13 protein-coding genes are annotated in these 16,572 nt (G+C 70.4%); 3 read left to right on the top strand and 10 right to left on the bottom strand.

What is annotated here, in order from left to right; all coding sequences use genetic code 11:
• The first annotated feature begins 49 nt into the window (after window positions 1–49).
• Both IF46_RS0101770 and IF46_RS0101765 read left to right on the top strand, forming a co-directional pair.
• The gene (locus tag IF46_RS0101770; RefSeq protein ID WP_030486474.1) at window positions 50–1,513 is read left to right on the top strand and encodes a multicopper oxidase family protein; all 1,464 of its coding nucleotides are present in this window, start codon (window positions 50–52) and stop codon (window positions 1,511–1,513) included.
• Window positions 1,514–1,532: 19 nt separating this feature from the next.
• A complete protein-coding gene (locus tag IF46_RS0101765; protein WP_030486473.1) occupies window positions 1,533–1,967 on the top strand; it encodes an SRPBCC family protein in 435 nt (144 codons plus the stop codon).
• A 2-nt stretch (window positions 1,968–1,969) separates the two neighbouring features.
• Here the strand turns inward: IF46_RS0101765 and IF46_RS0101760 are convergent, their stop codons facing one another.
• The 10 genes from IF46_RS0101760 to IF46_RS0101715 form a co-directional block, all read right to left on the bottom strand.
• Entirely contained in the window at window positions 1,970–2,572 is a 603-nt protein-coding gene (locus tag IF46_RS0101760; RefSeq protein WP_030486472.1) for a hypothetical protein, read from the bottom strand.
• Entirely contained in the window at window positions 2,569–3,429 is an 861-nt protein-coding gene (locus IF46_RS0101755) for an ABC transporter ATP-binding protein (protein WP_332261470.1), read from the bottom strand. The genes IF46_RS0101760 and IF46_RS0101755 overlap by 4 nt, the downstream gene beginning before the upstream one ends.
• Before the next feature lie 293 nt (window positions 3,430–3,722).
• Complete coding sequence (locus IF46_RS0101750; protein WP_030486470.1) at window positions 3,723–5,021, bottom strand: cellulose binding domain-containing protein; 1,299 nt, start codon at window positions 5,019–5,021, stop codon at window positions 3,723–3,725.
• 412 nt (window positions 5,022–5,433) lie between these two features.
• Complete coding sequence (locus IF46_RS0101745; RefSeq protein ID WP_030486469.1) at window positions 5,434–8,289, bottom strand: hypothetical protein; 2,856 nt, start codon at window positions 8,287–8,289, stop codon at window positions 5,434–5,436.
• A gap of 134 nt (window positions 8,290–8,423) precedes the next feature.
• A complete protein-coding gene (locus IF46_RS0101740; RefSeq protein WP_030486468.1) occupies window positions 8,424–9,569 on the bottom strand; it encodes an alanine racemase in 1,146 nt (381 codons plus the stop codon).
• Window positions 9,566–11,164: an IucA/IucC family protein gene (locus tag IF46_RS0101735; RefSeq protein ID WP_030486467.1), complete on the bottom strand. Its 1,599-nt coding sequence runs from the start codon at window positions 11,162–11,164 to the stop codon at window positions 9,566–9,568. Before IF46_RS0101735 ends, IF46_RS0101740 begins: the two co-directional genes overlap by 4 nt.
• Window positions 11,161–12,789, bottom strand: coding sequence for an IucA/IucC family protein (locus tag IF46_RS0101730; protein ID WP_030486466.1), 1,629 nt, complete (start codon window positions 12,787–12,789; stop codon window positions 11,161–11,163). The genes IF46_RS0101735 and IF46_RS0101730 overlap by 4 nt, the downstream gene beginning before the upstream one ends.
• The gene (locus tag IF46_RS0101725) at window positions 12,786–13,961 is read right to left on the bottom strand and encodes an ATP-grasp domain-containing protein (RefSeq protein ID WP_030486465.1); all 1,176 of its coding nucleotides are present in this window, start codon (window positions 13,959–13,961) and stop codon (window positions 12,786–12,788) included. The genes IF46_RS0101730 and IF46_RS0101725 overlap by 4 nt, the downstream gene beginning before the upstream one ends.
• Window positions 13,958–15,217, bottom strand: coding sequence for an MFS transporter (locus tag IF46_RS0101720; RefSeq protein ID WP_051723560.1), 1,260 nt, complete (start codon window positions 15,215–15,217; stop codon window positions 13,958–13,960). The genes IF46_RS0101725 and IF46_RS0101720 overlap by 4 nt, the downstream gene beginning before the upstream one ends.
• Window positions 15,214–15,924: a siderophore-interacting protein gene (locus tag IF46_RS0101715; RefSeq protein ID WP_030486463.1), complete on the bottom strand. Its 711-nt coding sequence runs from the start codon at window positions 15,922–15,924 to the stop codon at window positions 15,214–15,216. The genes IF46_RS0101720 and IF46_RS0101715 overlap by 4 nt, the downstream gene beginning before the upstream one ends.
• Window positions 15,925–16,005: 81 nt before the next feature.
• Here IF46_RS0101715 and IF46_RS0101710 point away from each other — a divergent pair, with 81 nt between their 5' ends.
• Window positions 16,006–16,566, top strand: coding sequence for a GNAT family N-acetyltransferase (locus IF46_RS0101710; RefSeq protein WP_030486462.1), 561 nt, complete (start codon window positions 16,006–16,008; stop codon window positions 16,564–16,566).
• The last annotated feature ends 6 nt before the right edge of the window (window positions 16,567–16,572 follow it).

The raw sequence follows: 16,572 nt of genomic DNA, 5'->3' as shown, positions 1-16,572 counted from the left end.
CTCCGCGACAGTTCACCCGAGACCTCGACCGTCAGGAGTGGAGCGACCAATGGTGAGCAGACGCAACGTCATGAAGGCCAGTGCCACTGCGGGAGCGGCCGCGCTGGTCACGGCCACCGCGGCGGCCTCGGCGCGCGGATCCACGCCGCCCGCCGCACCGGCCCACGGCACCCATACCGGCCATGCGGCGACGGCGCACGTCGCGGCTGCCGCCACCCCTTTCGGTGTCCGGATGCCGATACCGCCCGTGCAGCAGCCGATCGCCTCGGTAGCCAACACCGACTTCTACGTCGTTTCCACCCGTAAAGCGCAAGTGGAGATCCTGCCCGGGACGCGCACCGAGGTCTTGACCTATGACGGGCTGTTTCCCGGCCCGACGTTCCGGGTCAAGACGGGCCGGCTCGCAGTCATCGCCCACAGCAACCACCTCGACATGCCGACCGCGGTCCACGTGCACGGCGGCCACACACCGTCGAGCAGCGACGGGTTCCCCACCGACGTGCTCGACCCGGGCAGGAGCAGGCTCTACAGCTATCCCAACAAGCAGCGGGCCGCCACGCTCTGGTATCACGACCATGCCCACCACATGGAGGCCGAGCACGTGTTCCGCGGGCTCGCCGGCTTCTTCCTGATCGACGACCCGGCCCAGGCCGACCTCCGGTTGCCGTCCGGCAACTACGACATCCCGATCATGCTGCGCGACGCACGGTTCAACGACGACGCAAGCCTGCTCTTCGAACACGACGACTTCCAGTTCCGCAACACGATCCTCGTCAACGGCAAGCCGCAGCCCTACTTCCCGGTGGCCGCCCGCAAGTACCGGCTGCGCTTCGTCAACGCGTCCAACCTGCGTACGTTCACTCTGCGGCTCGGCAACGACACCGAGGTCGCCCAGATCGCCAGCGACGGCGGGCTGCTCGCTGGGCCGACGCCGATCCGCTCGTGGAGCCTGACGCCCGGCGAGCGGGTCGAGATCGTCGTCGACTTCGGCGCGTTCCCGGTCGGCAGCCAGGTCTTCCTCGACGACGCCGTGGCCGGGCCGGTGTTGCGCTTCGACGTCAACCGAACCGCCGCTGACACCAGCCGGGTGCCCGATCGGCTGAGCACCATCCCCGCGCTGCCGGCAGCCACCAAGGAGCGGGCGTTCAGCCTCAACTTCAACCCGGCGACCGGCCAGTTCCTCATCAACGGGCAGCAGTTCGACGCCGACCGGGTCGACACCGAGATCAAGCGCAACACGACCGAGGTGTGGACGGTGACCAACGGCGACACGCTCTTCGGCATCCCGCACAACTTCCATCCACACCTGGTGCAGTTCCGGGTGCTCGCCCGCAACGGCCAGCCGCCGGCACCGAGCGAGGCCGGGGTGAAGGACACCATCTCGGTGGGGCCCGGCGAGACGGTCAGACTCCAAGCGACGTTCGGGCCGTACCTTGGTCGGTATGTCTACCATTGCCACATGATCGACCATTCCGCGAGTGGAATGATGGCACAGATGAAGATCGTTCCCTGACCCCTGAGAAAGGTTTGTCGTGCCCTCGGCAGAGAAGACTGTGCAGATCGGACGGACCCCTGAGGTCGTCTTCGCCTTCCTCGCCCACGGCGAGAACGACGCGCGCTGGCGCCCCAACGTACTCGACGTCGCGCGCGTCTCGGGCGAGGGCGTCGGCACCCGCTACCGCCAGGGACTCAAGGGCCCTGGCGGGAGCCGCATCCCGGCCGACTACGAGGTGACCGGATACGAGCCGGGCCGGCGGTTGGCGTTCCAGGCCACCGGCAGCGTGGTGCGTACCCAGGGCGAGTACACACTAGAACCGGCCGACGATGGCGGGACCCAGCTCACACTGAGGCTGGCGTGGCAGCCGAGTGGGTTGTCCCGCTTCCTCGGCCCGGTCGTCGGCAAGACGTTCGAAGAGGAGATCGCCGCCCTCGACGCCCTGCGCGACCTGTTGGAGGGGGAAGCCTAGGGCTAGTCGCCGGTCAGGTCGCGACCGATGCTGAGGCTCGCCACGGCGAAGGCCACGGCGGCCCACAGGGCGGCGATCACCAGGCCACGCGTTTCGCCGGCGCCGGCGCTGATAAGTGCGGTAAACGGCAGTGGCAGCTTCAGCCTGCCGATCAGACCCTCGACGAAGACGAACCAGCCCGCGCAACCGAGCAGGAGCCACGTCGACCGTCGAACTATGGACGCGCAGGAGCCAGCGAGGATCGCCGCGATCGGCACCATCGTCAACAGGTCCTTGTACGGCCCTGACTCACCCCTGATCAGCACGGCGAGGCCACTTGTCGCGACGAAGGCCGTGGCTACGACGATGGCCGCCACCAACTGTCCACCGAGCACCACCATCCGCCTGGGTTGCGAGAGGTAGAGGAGGAAGGCTGTGCGGTGCTGGTAGTGCTGCGCCACGATCATCGCGGCGAACCCGAAGGCTCCCATGCCGGCCATCAGGGCCCAGGCGTCGATGTTCACCGCTCCGAGGAGCAGGCCCAGCAGGATGAGTACGGTCAGCGAAACTAAGCTGGACCGGATGGTTGCGGTCCGGTAGAGCTCACTGCGGAGGATGGAGATCATCGACTGCCCGCCATGGTGAGGAAGATCTGCTCCAGGTCGGGTGGGTCGACGGTCAGTTCGTGCAGCGGCACCCGCGCCTGGAAGGCGATCTCGCCGACATCCTCGGATGCCAGGCCCACCACCTCCAGGACGTCGCCGTTCCTGGTCACCCGCCCACCGGCGCTCTCCAACACCTGCCACAGCCGCCGCTGATCACGGCTCCGGACCCGCAGACGGGAGTCCACGTTGTCGTACAGGCTGGCGAGCGGCGCCTGACAGGTGACCCGCCCCTTGACGATGATCACGACGTCGTCGATGAGATGGGCCAACTCGGCGAGCAGGTGGCTCGACAGGAGGACCGTGCCGCCACGGTTGGCGTGGTTACGCAGCAGAGCACGGATCCACGCCACCCCCTCGGGGTCGAGGCCGTTCGCAGGCTCGTCCAGCACCAACACTGGCGGGTCACACAGCAGCGCGGTGGCGACCGCCAGCCGCTGCCGCATGCCCAGCGAATACTGACCGGTGCGCTGATCGGCGGCGTCCGTGAGATCGACGTCGTCGAGCAGTGTGTCGACCCGTGACCGGCTCGCACCCACGATGAGCGCTTGCGAGACCAGATGCGCTCGACCGGACTGACCGGGATGGCTGATCCCCTGTTCGAGGACGGCACCGACCTCCCTCGACGGGTGCTTCAGGTCCCGGAACCGTCGGTTGTTGATGAGCGCCTCACCGGATGTCGGACGCGTCAGCCCGAGCAGCATCCGGAGGGTCGTCGTCTTCCCCGACCCGTTGAGCCCGAGGAAGCCGGTGACCCGACCGGGCCGCGCCGCAAAGCTGACCCGGTCCACCGCGGGTACGCGGCCGTAGGACTTCGTCAATCCGAGAGCTTGAATCATCGCAGGTGAAGACCTTCGTGAGCGGTCAACGGGCCGGGTCGGCTCAACTCGCAGGCCATCCGCCTTACCGCCTCCTTGCCGCCACCAGTGGCGCTCATTGCCCGCCGTGCCGCAACGGCCTGCTCGGTGCAGCCACCGGTCATCTCTAACACACGACGCGGCCCGTCCGCATCCATGACGCGTGACGTCCCCGGTCCCCGACGACCCGGTCGTGATCACCCGCATCACCTGTGGGGCCCGGAGCCAACCGGCTCCGGGCCCCACCTTCTGCCCTGTCAGGGGCTGGTGCAGGTGACGTTGCTGGGTGCGGTGGCGCCGTCGCCGGTGGCGGTGAAACCGAACGTGGTCGACGCGTTCGGGCCCACCGTGCCGTTGTAGGCGGCGTTCTTGACGGTGACGCTGCCGGTGCTGCCGGTGTTGGTGCCGTTCCAGAGGCTGCTGATGGCCTGACCACTGGCCAGGGTCAGGCCCACGGTCCAGCCGTTCAGGGACGCGGCGGAGTTGTTGGCCACTGTCACCTCAGCCTGGAAGCCGCCGGGCCAGGTGTTGAGCGTCCGGTAGGTGGCGGCGCAGGTGCCCGGTCCGCCGGTCGGCGGCGGCGTGGTCGGCGGATCGGTAGGCGGATCGGTCGGCGGCGGGGTGGTGGGCGGCGGGGTGGTCGGAGGCGTGGTCGACTCGAACTGGCTGAAGAACCGCCAGATCTCACCCGAGGTCCAGGTCCGCGAGTCGTTGGGGCTGCCCGACCCGTCGACGGGGCTCGGGGTGTGGTCCCCGTCGAACGCCGCCCACTGCACGGGGTAGCCGGCTCGGCAACCCGCGTAGGCGGTGGTGATGTGGGTGAGGCTGCCTCGGCTCGGCTCGCGCGGGCTCTGCGCGGTACAGCCGTTGTTCCGCACGAAGGTGTCGCGCAGTTGCCGACCCTGGGAGATGTTCAGCACGCTGTCGTAGATGCCGTGGATGCCGAAGTAGGCGACGGGCTGGGTGCCACCGTTGCATCCGCTGAGGTTGGCACCGGACAGGACGGTGACCGCGCGGATGATCGTGGGCCGGGCACAGGCCACCGCGTAGCTCATGGCCCCGCCGTAGCTCCAGCCCAGGGCGAAGCGCTGGGTGGTGTCCACGCAGAGGTCGTTCTCGATCTGCCGGGAGATGTCGTCGAAGAGGGTCAGGTCCCGACCGTTGGTGTTGGCCCAGCCGGCGTTGAGACCCTGCGGAGCCACGAAGATCGCGCTGTTGTTCGACAGCGGCTGAAGCCCGTAGTAGCCGGCCGAGGTGACGTTGTTGGCCGAGCCGTTCAACCAGTGGAAGCCGAAGATCAGTCGGTAGGGGCGGTTCCGGTCGTACCCGTCCGGGATCCGCAGGTTGTACGTCCGACTCTGTCCGCTGCTCTGAATCGTCCGCGTCCCGCTGGCGAGTGTGGGGGCCTTGCCGCAGCCAGCGGTCGCCGCGAGGGTGCCGTTGGTGGCGGCCACCGCGGTCGCACCGAAGCCGCCGCTCAGCACGCCGCCGGTGGTGGCCGCGAGGAGAAGCGCCGCAGCCGCGATGGATGGGAGGAAGAACCTACGTCTCAGCATTGCTTGGGCTCCTTGCCGTTCGGCGTCTGGTGCACGTGGCTTGGCAGCGGCACAGGGCGTGCGGCTGCCACCCGTCGGCGCCGGGGCTGCCTGCGATGGGGCGTCGGAGCTGGGCATGCGGCCGGAGCGCTGTCGTCCGGCGACCAACCACGGTCGCCTGGCATCGACGGGGCCCGGACTGGTCACCGACCGAGAAGGCGGCGGAAGGGGCGTGCCCCCTCGGCAGGTCTTCGCCGGCTGGCTCAGGTGACCGGGAGCGTGCCCTTCACTCCCGGATGAAAGATAGCATGTTATCGATAACAAGCTGATCCAGATCGACTGTCCGGCTGGGCGATCGTGCGTCGAGTCAGCGACGCCCCGCAGGCGCTCATCGGCCTGCGGGGCGTCACTCGACAGCTACTGAATGGGCCGATCAGTCCGACTGCACCACGACGAAGTACCAGACCTCGTCGGTGGTGCTGCCGTCGGCCTTACGGCCCTTGACGACCAGGTAGGTGCCGATTGCCTCGGTCGGCGTCCAGGTGATCGACGCGCGGCCCTCGGCGTTGGCCTCGACCGTCCCGGGGACGCCGCCGATGGTGTATTCGAACGACGTGATTCCGGCCGTCCCGCCGCTGAACTCGAACCGGCCCTCGATGCCCACTCCGCCGCCGGGAGTGCTCTGCGGATACTCCTCGGAGAAGACGTACGGCGCGGTGCCGACCTGGAACGGGTATTCGGTGATCGGCGAGAGCCGGCCGTCCTCGGTGCGGCCCTGCACGGTGAGCATGTTGAGCCCGTTCCGGTCCGGCACGACCGTGACCAGGGTGTTCCAGCTGTCCCCCATGGGCACGGTCAGTTCCGGGCCGTCGTTGAGCCGGTAGCGGTACTCCACCACCTCAGGAGTCCACGAGGTGCTGAAGCTGAAGTCACCGGGCACACCGATGCCACCCCTCGGGCTCCAATCGGAGAATTCGCTCCAGACCGAGACGCGGGTGTCGCGGACCGGGACCGTCATGTCGCGCTCCGGCGACGTCGTACCGTCCTGAGCGACACCGGTGACCCTGGCCGAGAACCAGCCGCTGCCTGACTGCGGCGTGAACGACACGGTCGCCGTGCCGTCCGGCCGCGCCGTGACGCTCTGATACTCGCCGAAGTCCAGTGAGTAGCGGAACTCCTTGGTGTCTGGCAGCACCGAGCGGAACGTCAGCGTCATCGGTTGACCGCCCGCACCGCCGTTTGCCGGGTCGGTGGTGACCACCGGCGCCTCGAACGGTTGCCAGGTGAAGGTCTTCTCGGGCGACCGGGTGCCATCGGCCAGCAGAGCCTGGACGACCAGCGTGTTGTCGCCGGTGTGCACCGGCGTCACGGCGAACTCCGTGCTGCCTCCACCGCCGTCGATCGCCACCTCCGGTCCGCCGTCGAACCGGTAGACGAACCCGGTCACGTCCGGCAGCCGGCTGCTCACGTAGAACTCCACCGGCAGGCCGACACCGTCGATCCGGTTGAGATGTTGGAGCGTCTCCGAGTACAGGTGTGGCACCGGGTCGATGACGTTGAACTGGTGATAGGTCTCCATCGACTTCTCGCCGTCGGCCCGTACCGACCGCACGACCATGTCGTGCCATCCCGCGGTCGCCGTCCACGGTACGACCGCGGTGTCGTCCGCAGCCGCCTGGACGGTCTGCGCGACGCCGTCCAGGACGTACTCGTAGGCGACGACGTCACGGTTGCGCGGCGTGAACGTGAATGAGCCGGTCTTGCCCGCGATCTGGTCGGTGTCGAAGTTGAACTCGGCCGACTCGACCCCGGGAGCGTCGGTGACATAGGTCCGCAGGGTGTCCTGGCCGATGAGCTTGTTCTTCACGTAGCTGCTGACGACAACCTCGACCTCGCCGGTCTCGGTGAACGTCAGCTGCCCGGTGGCGCCACCGTCGACGGCCGGCACCCGGGTTTCCGGGCCACCCTTGATCTGATAACCGAAAGCGGTCGTCTCGGGCTTCCGCGCGGTGAAGGCGAGCGTGCTCGCAAGTCCGACCCCGCCCATTTCGATCTGCACGCTCGGCGCGGTCTCGGCGACGTTGAAGCTGTAGCGCCGCTCCGGCCCCTGGTTACCGACCGCGTCGACCGAGCTGATGGTCAGCTCCTCGAACCAGCCCCGCTTCGGGGTGTATTCGAGGACCGCCGTGCCGCCCGGCTCCCGCGCCTTTACCTGACCGGAGTAACCGGTCGAGTCACGCCACCGGAACGCGACCACGTCGAGGTCGCCGCCCGCGTCGAGGCGGAACTTCCCCTTGAGGCCGGTGCCCCCGCCGGGCGTGGTGCCCTCGGGGTAGCGCTTCGAGGCCACCGCAGGCGGGTTCGCCGGTGCCGTCTTGTCCATCACGAGATAGCAGAGCTTGCTCCACGGACCAACGTCATAGTGATCACTGGCCTGTGCCTGCCAGGCAAGGAGCTCACCATCGGCGTACTGGTTGAGGTCCGTACCGTAGTTGTAGCTGTTGAACTCGCGGCGCTGGTCCGGATGGTCGACCGGCCAGATCGCGTAGAGGATCGACGGCGAGTCGCCCTCGTCGGGGTCGTTCGCCGTGGCCCTGAACAGCGTCGTCGCCGCTGCGGGCGACGGCTTGGTGACAGTGCCGCACGGTCGGGTCGGGCTCTCGAGGCGCAGTTCGGTCACGGTTGGCGGGTGGTTGGACGTGGAGCTGAGCGTCGGCTGCTGAAAGGTTCGGCCGGCGCGCGGGTCCGCCTCTTGAGCCGCCGTGATCCGATACTCGATGGTGATCGACTTCTCGTGCCGAGCGAGCGCCGCGTTTAGCGTCGACACCATGTCGATGCCGAGGTAGCTGGGGCAGTAGTACGCACCTTGCCCGCGGTTGACGGAGATCAGCTTTTCGAGCTCCGCGGGCGGGTTGCTCCAAGTCGTGCCGGTCTTGACCGGGGCGGTCCGCCACAACTCGATCGTCGCGGCGGTGGAGCAGTCGGTGACGGTCTCCTCGTACGTGTAAAGGTACGAGTTGTGCACCACCGCGCCTTTGAGCTGGGTCAGGTCGTAAGTGAAGTAGGAGCGGTAGGTGTGCGCCTTGTTCGCGTCGTCGAGAATCGTCCCGACAGGCGGCGCGACCGCGGGGTTGACGAACTTTGTCTTAGGGCTCTGCGAATCGAGATAGGCCCAGCTCGACAGAGGGAGATTGACCGAGGCGGCGGCGAGGGCCGGCTGGCTGGTGGCCAGGACGACGGCCGCGGCACCCACCACGGTTGCCAGCATCGCTGAACCGATGCGCTTCATGTGAACAGTTACCTCCACTTGACGGCGCCTTGATCGACTCCGTTCTGCGTCATCGTAACGACGAGCGACAGCAATTTTCCGTCGACTGTCCTGCATGGAATGCCTCGGTGAATGCCACGCTTTTGCAACGAGATTCAGGGCCGCAGCTCCCGGTCCGCCCATTCGGCGGCCACCTCTTCCGGATCACCGGTGCGGAACAGCGGCGGCTCGTGCAGCAGAAAGTCGCGGTGGCTGATGTTCCAGGCGTACGCCCCGGCCATGGCGAAGGCCAGCACGTCACCCACGCCGATCGGCCCGGCGGTGGCCGAGAAGGACAGCACGTCCTTCGGGGTGCAGAGCTGCCCGACCACGGTGACCGGCCCGCCGTCGGTACGGGGGCCGGCTGCGCCGCGCCGCCGGTACACGGTGAAGGGCTGCGCGTGCCCCTTCGCCGCCGGCGTCCGCAGGTGGTGCGTTCCGCCGGCCACCACCACGAACCACTCGCCGTAGGAGCGCTTCACGTCGATGACCTCGGTGAGGTACGCCCCGCAGTGGGCGGTGACCGACCGGCCCGGCTCGATGCGCAGCCGCACTCCCGGGTGCCGGTCGAGGACGCCCGCAAGTGCCCGGCCGTAGCCCTCCCAGTCGAATCGCGCCGCCGGGTCGGTGTAGTCGACGGTCATGCCGCCGCCGACGTCGACCTCGGCGGCGTCGAGGGCGGCGACCGCCCAGCGGACCACGCCGGCGGCGACCGTCGCGGCGAGCGGTGCGTCCAGCCCACTGGCCAGGTGGGCGTGGATTCCGCGTATGTCGATGCCGGCGGGCGGGCGGCGGGCGCACGCGACCGCGTCGGCCGGGTCCATGCCGAACGGGCTGGGTCCACCGCCCATGACCAGGCTCGCGCCCGGTGCGTCGACCGGCAGGTTCACGCGCAGCAGCACCTGGGCCGACCTACCGGCGGCGGTGGCCAACGCGCCGAGTCGGGCAAGCTCGCATGGCGACTCGACGTGGATGCGGCGCACCCCGGCGGCGAGGGCGGCGGCGAGGTCCGCGTCGGTCTTGCCCGGCCCGGCGTACGCGGCCGGCGCCTGTCCCGGCAGCACCTCGTCCAGCCTGCGCAGCTCGCCTCGGCTCGCGGCCTCGAACCCGTCGACGATCGGGGCGAGGGTTCGCAGCACCCCCGGGTCCGGGTTGGCCTTGACCGCGTAGAGCAGCTCGACCGGCCGGGGCAGCGCCGCCCGGATGGCTCGGGCCTGCCCGGCCAGCGCATCGAGATCGTGGACGTAGACCGGTCGGGTCACCGTGGGCCACCCATCGGGTTCGGCACCGACACGAACGGTGCCGCCCGGTCGGCGTCGCGCCGCCACCGGACCAGCAGGTTCGCCTTGGCCAGCAGCGGCTCTCCGCGTAGCAGCGCACGCAGCTCAGGTGGCTCACCGAGGTCGGCGGCCACCGCCTCGACGACGGCCCGCAGCTCCTGCCACAACCGCCGTTCGATCCCCGGCAGTGCGTCGGCGAGGGCTCCGCTGATGCCACCGAGGTGGTTGACGAACAGGCAGTAGACGACCCGGCGGTATGCGGCCCCGGGACCATAGCGGACCTGCGCCGGAACGCCGTCCGGCCAGGCGCTCCACCGATCGGCGTCCAGCTTCACCCCCTCCAGGTCGCGCAGCAGCATGCGTACCGGACGACGGTCCCGGTCGAGCACGACGACCACGTTCTGCAGGTGCGCCTCGTGTACGACGCCGTGGCTGAGCCAGCTGCCCAGCACCGCCGGCACCAGCAGCCCGACGTACGCCCGCCACCAGGCCACCGGGTCCGGTGTGATAAGCGGCGCGGCGGCCAGCGCGGCAGCCAGCACCGGGGTGTCCCCGGGACGCAGGTGCGGGCGCAGACCACTGCGCAGGATCGTCCCGTACGCCTCATCCGGCCCGGGGACGTCGACCGTGCGGTACGCGGGCTCGGCGAGCAGCCCGACCCCGTCCGGCATCGGCACCCGGGCCAGCAGGTCGGTCAACGCCACCGCGCCGGTGAGTTCGTAGCGGGCGTTCTTGCGCAGGCAGTTGGTGATCCGTACGTGCAGGCTGGCCTTGACGAACAGGTCGGCCTCGGGGGCGTAGAGGGTGCGGACGCTCGCCGTCGGCCGGACCGGCACACCGGCCGCCCCCAGGACGCGCAGCCGTGGGTGCGTCGGCGGGATCAGCGACAGCTGCCAGGGGTGCACCGGCAGGACGCGGTGCCCGGCCGGGGGCCGCGGCGGGTCGAGGGCGGACACCAGCGGATCGAACGGCCCGGCGTCGGCGATCAGGTCGTCCGGTACGGCGAGCCAGTGCAGCCGGAACGCGGTGCGCAGCTCCGGCGCGTACGCCCGCCAGCTGCCCGGGTCACCGCTGCGCCACTTCGGGGTGGGGTGGTGTGGGTGCCCGAAGACCAGCGACTGCTCGGAGTCCACGTACGCGTCGATGGCCGGCTCACCGGTGGGGCTCGGATCCTCGGCAGGTCGGTCGGCCAGCAGCCGGGCCACGGTGTCCCGGCTGGCCCGGACCTGCTCGACGAACTCGTCGTTCACCAGGCCGGTGCCTGTGGTGAGTTCGGTCGCGACCAGAGCGGCCAGCCCGTCCGCGTCCAGGTCTTCCCACCGCCCGCCGTCGGTCATCCGTTGCACCGGGCCGGTGTAGCGGTGCGCGCCGAGCGGCGAGGCCCGCCCGACCTCGCAGCGCAGGGCGACGTCGAGGTGCCGCAGCAGCAGGCGCGCGGTGCCGTCGACAACGCTCGGGGTGCCGTTCGGCGGGGCCAGCTCACGCAGCAGGCAGCCGAAGACGGCGTGGGCGGCGGCCAGGTCGGCGAGCTGACCGGGGTTGGTGGCCGGCCGGGAGCGCAACTGCGCGCTCGTCATCGTGTCTCCCGCAGGTAGTTCGGGCCGGTGCGCAGGTAGTACTTGTTGATGTCGGCGCAGCCCAGCCGCTGTTTTGGCAGCAGGGTGCCAGCGGTGAGCATGGCCTTGATGGGCAGGTGGGCGGTGCGCAGGACCTGCTCGGTGAAGGTTCGCGCCAGCGGCCCGTCGCCCCACCGATCCCGAGCGGCGGCGAGCCGGGGCGTCAGCGCTTCGGCGGGCGACGGCACGGGCAGCCCTCGGGAGGCCAGCGCGACCAGGGGTGCGGCCGCTGCCAGGTGCAGGGTGATGGTGATGAACACGTCGGCCAGCTCCTGCGGGTCGCGCGCCCACATCCGGTCGTCGTGCAGGGCGAGCCCGCTCGGGCCGTCGTGCCGGGCGTCGAGCCGAGCGCCGTCGTTGTCCTTGTAGAGCAGGCCGACCGCGCCGTCCGGGTGCACCAGCAGGTGGATGTTCTGCGGGTGCGCCTCCAGCGCGATCCCGTGGCGTAGCCAGAGGAAGACGTGCCAGTCGAGCAGCAGGTCCAGGTAGGACTCCAGCAGCGCGACGGGACGCCGCGGGCTGATCCGTTCCAGGACCGTGCCCGCCACCGGGTCGACGGCAGCGAGGGCCGCGACCGGCACCACCTGGACTCCGGCCAGGTCGCGCGGAAACCGGCGCAGCAGGAAGCCGCGCCGCTCGTCGCCGTCGACGTGCGCCCAGGTGCCCTCGTCGGCGTGCCGGATCCGGCCGGCGAAGGCGGGTTCGGCGGTGGCGATCCGGTCGAGCAGGGCGGCGACCGCCGCGCCGTCGGCGAGCGAGCCCGGTTGCAGCGTGCGCCGGTTGCGCACGCCGAGGCTCGCGGTCGGTAGTGGCAGCTTGAGATGCAGGTACGGGTCGTGATCGAGCGCCACCGTCCGCATGGAGAGGGTGGGCCGTACCGGGGTCACCGGCAGGTCGGCCACCGGAAGCGCATGGCGTGCCACGGTGATCGGATGCGCCGGCAGCAACAGTTGGTCCGGTCGCGGTGCGCGGGGCCACCACGACGGAAGTTCACCCGCGAGCCGGACGTCCTCGGCGGGGGCGGCGTACCAGCGCAGCGCGAAACGTGGGGCGTGCTCCGGGGCGTACCTGAGCAGTTCGTCGTCGCGCAGACCGTGCCGGCACCGGTCGGTGGGGTAGACGGGGTGGCCGTGGTGAGCGGCGAGCACGTCGTCCAGGAGCGCCGCCGGCAGGCCGGTCGGGGTGCTCGCGCGCTCGGCCGCCACCTCGGTGAGCACCCGTGGGCGGTTGCGGGCGGCGAGCCGCCGGGCCCGCAGGTCGGCGCGGCACTCGGCGGCGAAGTCCCGCCAACCGGCCTCCGCCTCGGCGTTGTCGTGCGGCGCGAGCAGCGTCAACAGCCCGTCCACCGTCTCCGTACGCTGTGGGTCGCCGACGCCGACCACCAGCAGGACCATCGGCGCGGCGCTGCACAGGGCCTGCTGGAACCCGTCCGCCCGGACCGGAATGCGCAGCAGGCCAGCGGGGTGCGGCGACTGCCACCAGTCGGGCCCGTCCGCTCGCCCGGTGCTGAGCAGACCGAGATGATCCTCGCGCAGCAGAGCGTCGAGCACCCGGGTGAAGACCTCCCGCTCGCAGTCGTCGCTCACTCGACGATGGTCCACTGGAGGTCGCTGCGGAGGGCGGCCAGCGACTGCCGGACGCTGCCCTCGTCGGGGCCGATGGCGTGCAGCACGGCGAGGTAGTCGCGGTTCGTGCCGGTGTGCTCGGCGGTGCGGCCCAGCTCGCGCAGCGGATGGCAGCCCAGCCGCACATCGCCGTGGGTGGTGTCCAGCCGGCCCGGTGCGGCGACGAGACGGCCGGAGCGGTCCGCGCAGACATACTCGACCTGGGCGTACCTGTCGACGGCGGCGGGCAGGCCGAGGGCGGCCAGCGGTTCACCGAGGTACAGCCGGATGACGTGCTCGAACAACGGCACACCGAACAGCTCGGCGAGGATCAGATCCATCCGGTCGCCGATCAGACGGTAGTTCACCTCGATGAGCCGGACCCGGCCGTCGGAGACGACGTACTCGGTGTGGCAGGCACCGAAGCCGACCCCGAGCGCGTCGAGCCGTGCTCGCAGCTGGGTGCTCGTCTGCTCGGTCGGCGGTGACCAGGCCAGGCTCTCCTCGGTGAAGGTCGGTGGCGGGCCGAGACGGGTGCGCCACCCGCCGAGGGAGGCGAGATCCGCGCCGTCGCCGAGGGTCTCGAAGGTCCGCAACTCCCCGTCGAGATACTCCTCGACCACCAGGGCCACGTCCGGCCGCCGGCCTCTGATCTCGGCGACCCGGGCGACCAGCTCGGCCTGGTCGACCACCAGGTACGCGTCCTCACTGGCCACCCCCTCGCGGGGTTTGACCACCGCCGGAAACATCCCGGCGTGCACCTGGAGCGCGGCGCCGGGGTCGACGGTGACGGTGCGTACCAGATCGAGGCCCGCAGCCGCGATCGCCCGGCGGGCAGCGGCCTTGTCCTTGCAGAGACGGGCGGCGTCCGGGTCCTTGCCGGGCAGACCGAGCTTTCGGGCGGCGATCGCGGTGGCCTCCTGGAGGTGGTCGCTATTGGACAGTAGCGCCACCGGCCGGTTCGGTGCCGTCGCCGCCACCACAGCGGCCGCGTTGCGGACCGCGCAGCGCGCCACCGGCACGTCCGCCGGCCATTGCTCGGGCCGGTCGGTCAGCACGGTGACCGGCAGCCCGAGCGACGCCGCCGCCGGAAGGAACCCCTCCAGGACGGCGTCGGTCGGGTTGAGCGCGGTCAGGTAGAGCCCAGCGGTCACGCCACCGCCCGCACACCGTCCACCGCGGGCTGCTCCGCCGTCGGGCCGGCGACGGGGCCGGGCCGGTGCGGGAATCGCCGCTGGTGGGCGAGGCCGAGGACGACACCTGCGGCCACCAGCACGATGGCCGCGATGGCGACCGCCGGGTAGCCGACCCGGTCGGCCGCCGCGAGACCGATGGACGCCGCCACGAACGAGCAGACCAGGCCGAACGACGACAGGACGGTGAAGTCGGTGCCGCCGGTGTCGGGCCGCGAGTAGTCCATGTTGACCGTGTAGAGCACGACGTTGGCCACGGTGTAGGCCACCATGAAGAGGCAGAGCGCGGCGACCGTCGCACCCAGCGGCGCACGCCCGTTCATCAGCGGCAGCAGTAGCAGCGTCGACACCGTGAGGGCGACGCCGCCGACCACGAGCACGCCGCTACGCCCGAACCGCCCGATCCCGAGCCCCGCGACCAGGCCCGCCACGATGGCCGGCGCGCTGGTCACCACGCCCGTGACGACGCCGATCCGGCCCAACGACCAGCCGGCGTCGACCAGAGCCGGAGTCACCAGGGCGTACGCCATCCCCGCGCCGACGTAGACCAGCGGCACCACGCCGAACGTCCACCACCGGCACCCCGGCTGGCCGAACACCGACAGCAGCGCCCGGTAGGCCGCACCGACCCGTTCCACCCGATCGGTACGGGGAGGCTCCCGGAACCGCCACACCACGAGCAGGCCGACCGCCGTCATCGCGGCCAGCAGGCCGATCGCCGGCACCCAGCCGAACTGGTCGTAGACCAGGACGCAGGCTCCGCCGCCGAGCAGGTTGCCGAGGTAGCTCGCCGCGACCTGGATGCCGTTGCCGGTCCCCCGGGCCGATTCGGCGAGCATTCGGACGGCGACGGCGTCCACGGCGATGTCCTGAGTGGCCGAGAAGAACACGTACGCGGCGCAGATCGCGATGATCGGGCCGAGCGCGTCGGCCGGGCTGGAGAAGGGCAGCAGCGCCAGCAGGGCCAGCACCAGGGCGCTCTGGAGCACGAGCAACCAGGAGCGGTAGTGGCCACGATGTCGGGAGCCGTACCGGTCGAGGATCGGCGCCCAGAGGAACTTGATGGGCCAGATCAGGCCGACGATCTGCAACAGCGCCAGCGTGTCCAGCGAGGTGCCGCCGTCGCGCAGGATGGCGGTGAGCCCGACGGTGATGAAGCCGACGCCGAGGTACTGGGTGACGTACAGCGCCGTCAGGGTGCCGAGCCGGCCCTTCATGCCGCTTTCCAGTAGCCGAGGGAGGTCAACCGGTCCTTGTCGACGCCAAGCGTCTTTCGGAGGTGTCGGGTGATGCCCCGGGTGGTGGCCGCCTCGCAGGCCACCCAGTAGTGGCCCGAGCCGCTGGTTGGCAGGGCGGCGCAGACCGTGTCGACGAGGTGTTGACCCGCGTCGCGGCGCGGCACCCAGGTGACGTCGTGGTGCGCACGGGCCCGCAGTGCGAGTGCCTTCTCGCCCTCGTGGGCGAACTCCAGCCAGACCGTCGCCGGAATGTCGGCCCCGGCGTCGAGCAGGCTGTTCACCGCGGGCAGGGAGGCCGCGTCGCCGACGAGGTAGAGGTGCTCCGGCGCGGGGTCGGGCAGCTCGAACGCGCTGCCCTGAACCGTCGCGCTGATGGTGTCGCCAACCTTGGCCGCGGTGGCCCAGCGGGCGGCACAGCCGTCGTGGATGGCGAATTCGAGGGTGAAGCGGCCGGTGGCCGGGTCTGGATCCACAAGCGTGTACGCGCGCTGGTGGGCCCGGCCGTCGTTGTCGAACCACAGCCGGATCCACATCGTGGGGTGCACCCCGCACGTCTCCAGCAGACCGCCCCCGTCCAGGAGGAGCCGCTGGTAGTGCCCGTCGATTGACTCGGTGCTCAGCACGGTCAACCGAAAGTCCCGGCCTCCCATGGCCTTGAGGACCAGGGCCTCCCAGTTCCGTTTCACGCACCCCTCCAGGTAAGGTCATCCTTGGTTAGGGGAGGTTAACCTAACCTACGCCCCGGATGGAACAGAGGACAGCGCCCGATGACCTACCAGGAGAAGATCGCCGGTCTCGGCGAGTTGTCGTTGGTGACAGTTGATCCCGACCGGGACGCCGCGCTCCTGCACGGCTGGGTGACCCTCCCCCGCAACTCCTTCTGGGGCATGGGTTCACACACCCTCGACGAGGTACGCGAGATCTACGCCTTCGTGGACAGCCTGCCGACCCACCACGCGTACCTGATCAGGGTGGACGGGGAGCCGGTCGGCCTGTTCCAGAGCTACCAGCCCGAGGCGGATCCGGTCGGCGAGCGCTACCCCGTCCAGCCCGGTGACGTGGGGATGCACCTGCTGCTCAGCCCCGACCGACGCCTCGCCCGCAGCCTCACCAACGTGGTCGGCCCGGCCGTCGCCCGTTTCCTGTTCCGCGACCCGGCCGCGCAGCGGATCGTGGTCGAGCCGGACGTCCGAAACCACCTCGCCCTGCGCCGACTGGAGATCGAGGGCTTCACCCTCGACTCAGAGATCGACATGCCGGACAAGCGGGCTCAACTCGCGTTCCTGACCCGGGCCCGATTCGCGCAGCGACACCCCACCTCGGCCTGACCACCG

The organism is Micromonospora chokoriensis, assembly GCF_000718555.1.
GTDB classification, from domain to species: domain Bacteria; phylum Actinomycetota; class Actinomycetes; order Mycobacteriales; family Micromonosporaceae; genus Micromonospora; species Micromonospora chokoriensis_B.
Note: the sequence above shows the minus strand (reverse complement) of the source record. Positions and strands in the feature narration are given on the sequence as shown.

What these genes read in the sequence shown, in the direction of transcription:
- IF46_RS0101770 (WP_030486474.1), top strand. Translation starts at nt 50, where the DNA reads ATGGTGAGCAGACGCAACGTCATGAAGGCCAGTGCCACTGCGGGAGCG.
- IF46_RS0101760 (WP_030486472.1), bottom strand. Translation starts at nt 2,572, where the DNA reads ATGATCTCCATCCTCCGCAGTGAGCTCTACCGGACCGCAACCATCCGG.
- IF46_RS0101750 (WP_030486470.1), bottom strand. Translation starts at nt 5,021, where the DNA reads ATGCTGAGACGTAGGTTCTTCCTCCCATCCATCGCGGCTGCGGCGCTT.
- IF46_RS0101745 (WP_030486469.1), bottom strand. Translation starts at nt 8,289, where the DNA reads ATGAAGCGCATCGGTTCAGCGATGCTGGCAACCGTGGTGGGTGCCGCG.
- IF46_RS0101735 (WP_030486467.1), bottom strand. Translation starts at nt 11,164, where the DNA reads ATGACGAGCGCGCAGTTGCGCTCCCGGCCGGCCACCAACCCCGGTCAG.
- IF46_RS0101720 (WP_051723560.1), bottom strand. Translation starts at nt 15,217, where the DNA reads ATGAAGGGCCGGCTCGGCACCCTGACGGCGCTGTACGTCACCCAGTAC.
- IF46_RS0101710 (WP_030486462.1), top strand. Translation starts at nt 16,006, where the DNA reads ATGACCTACCAGGAGAAGATCGCCGGTCTCGGCGAGTTGTCGTTGGTG.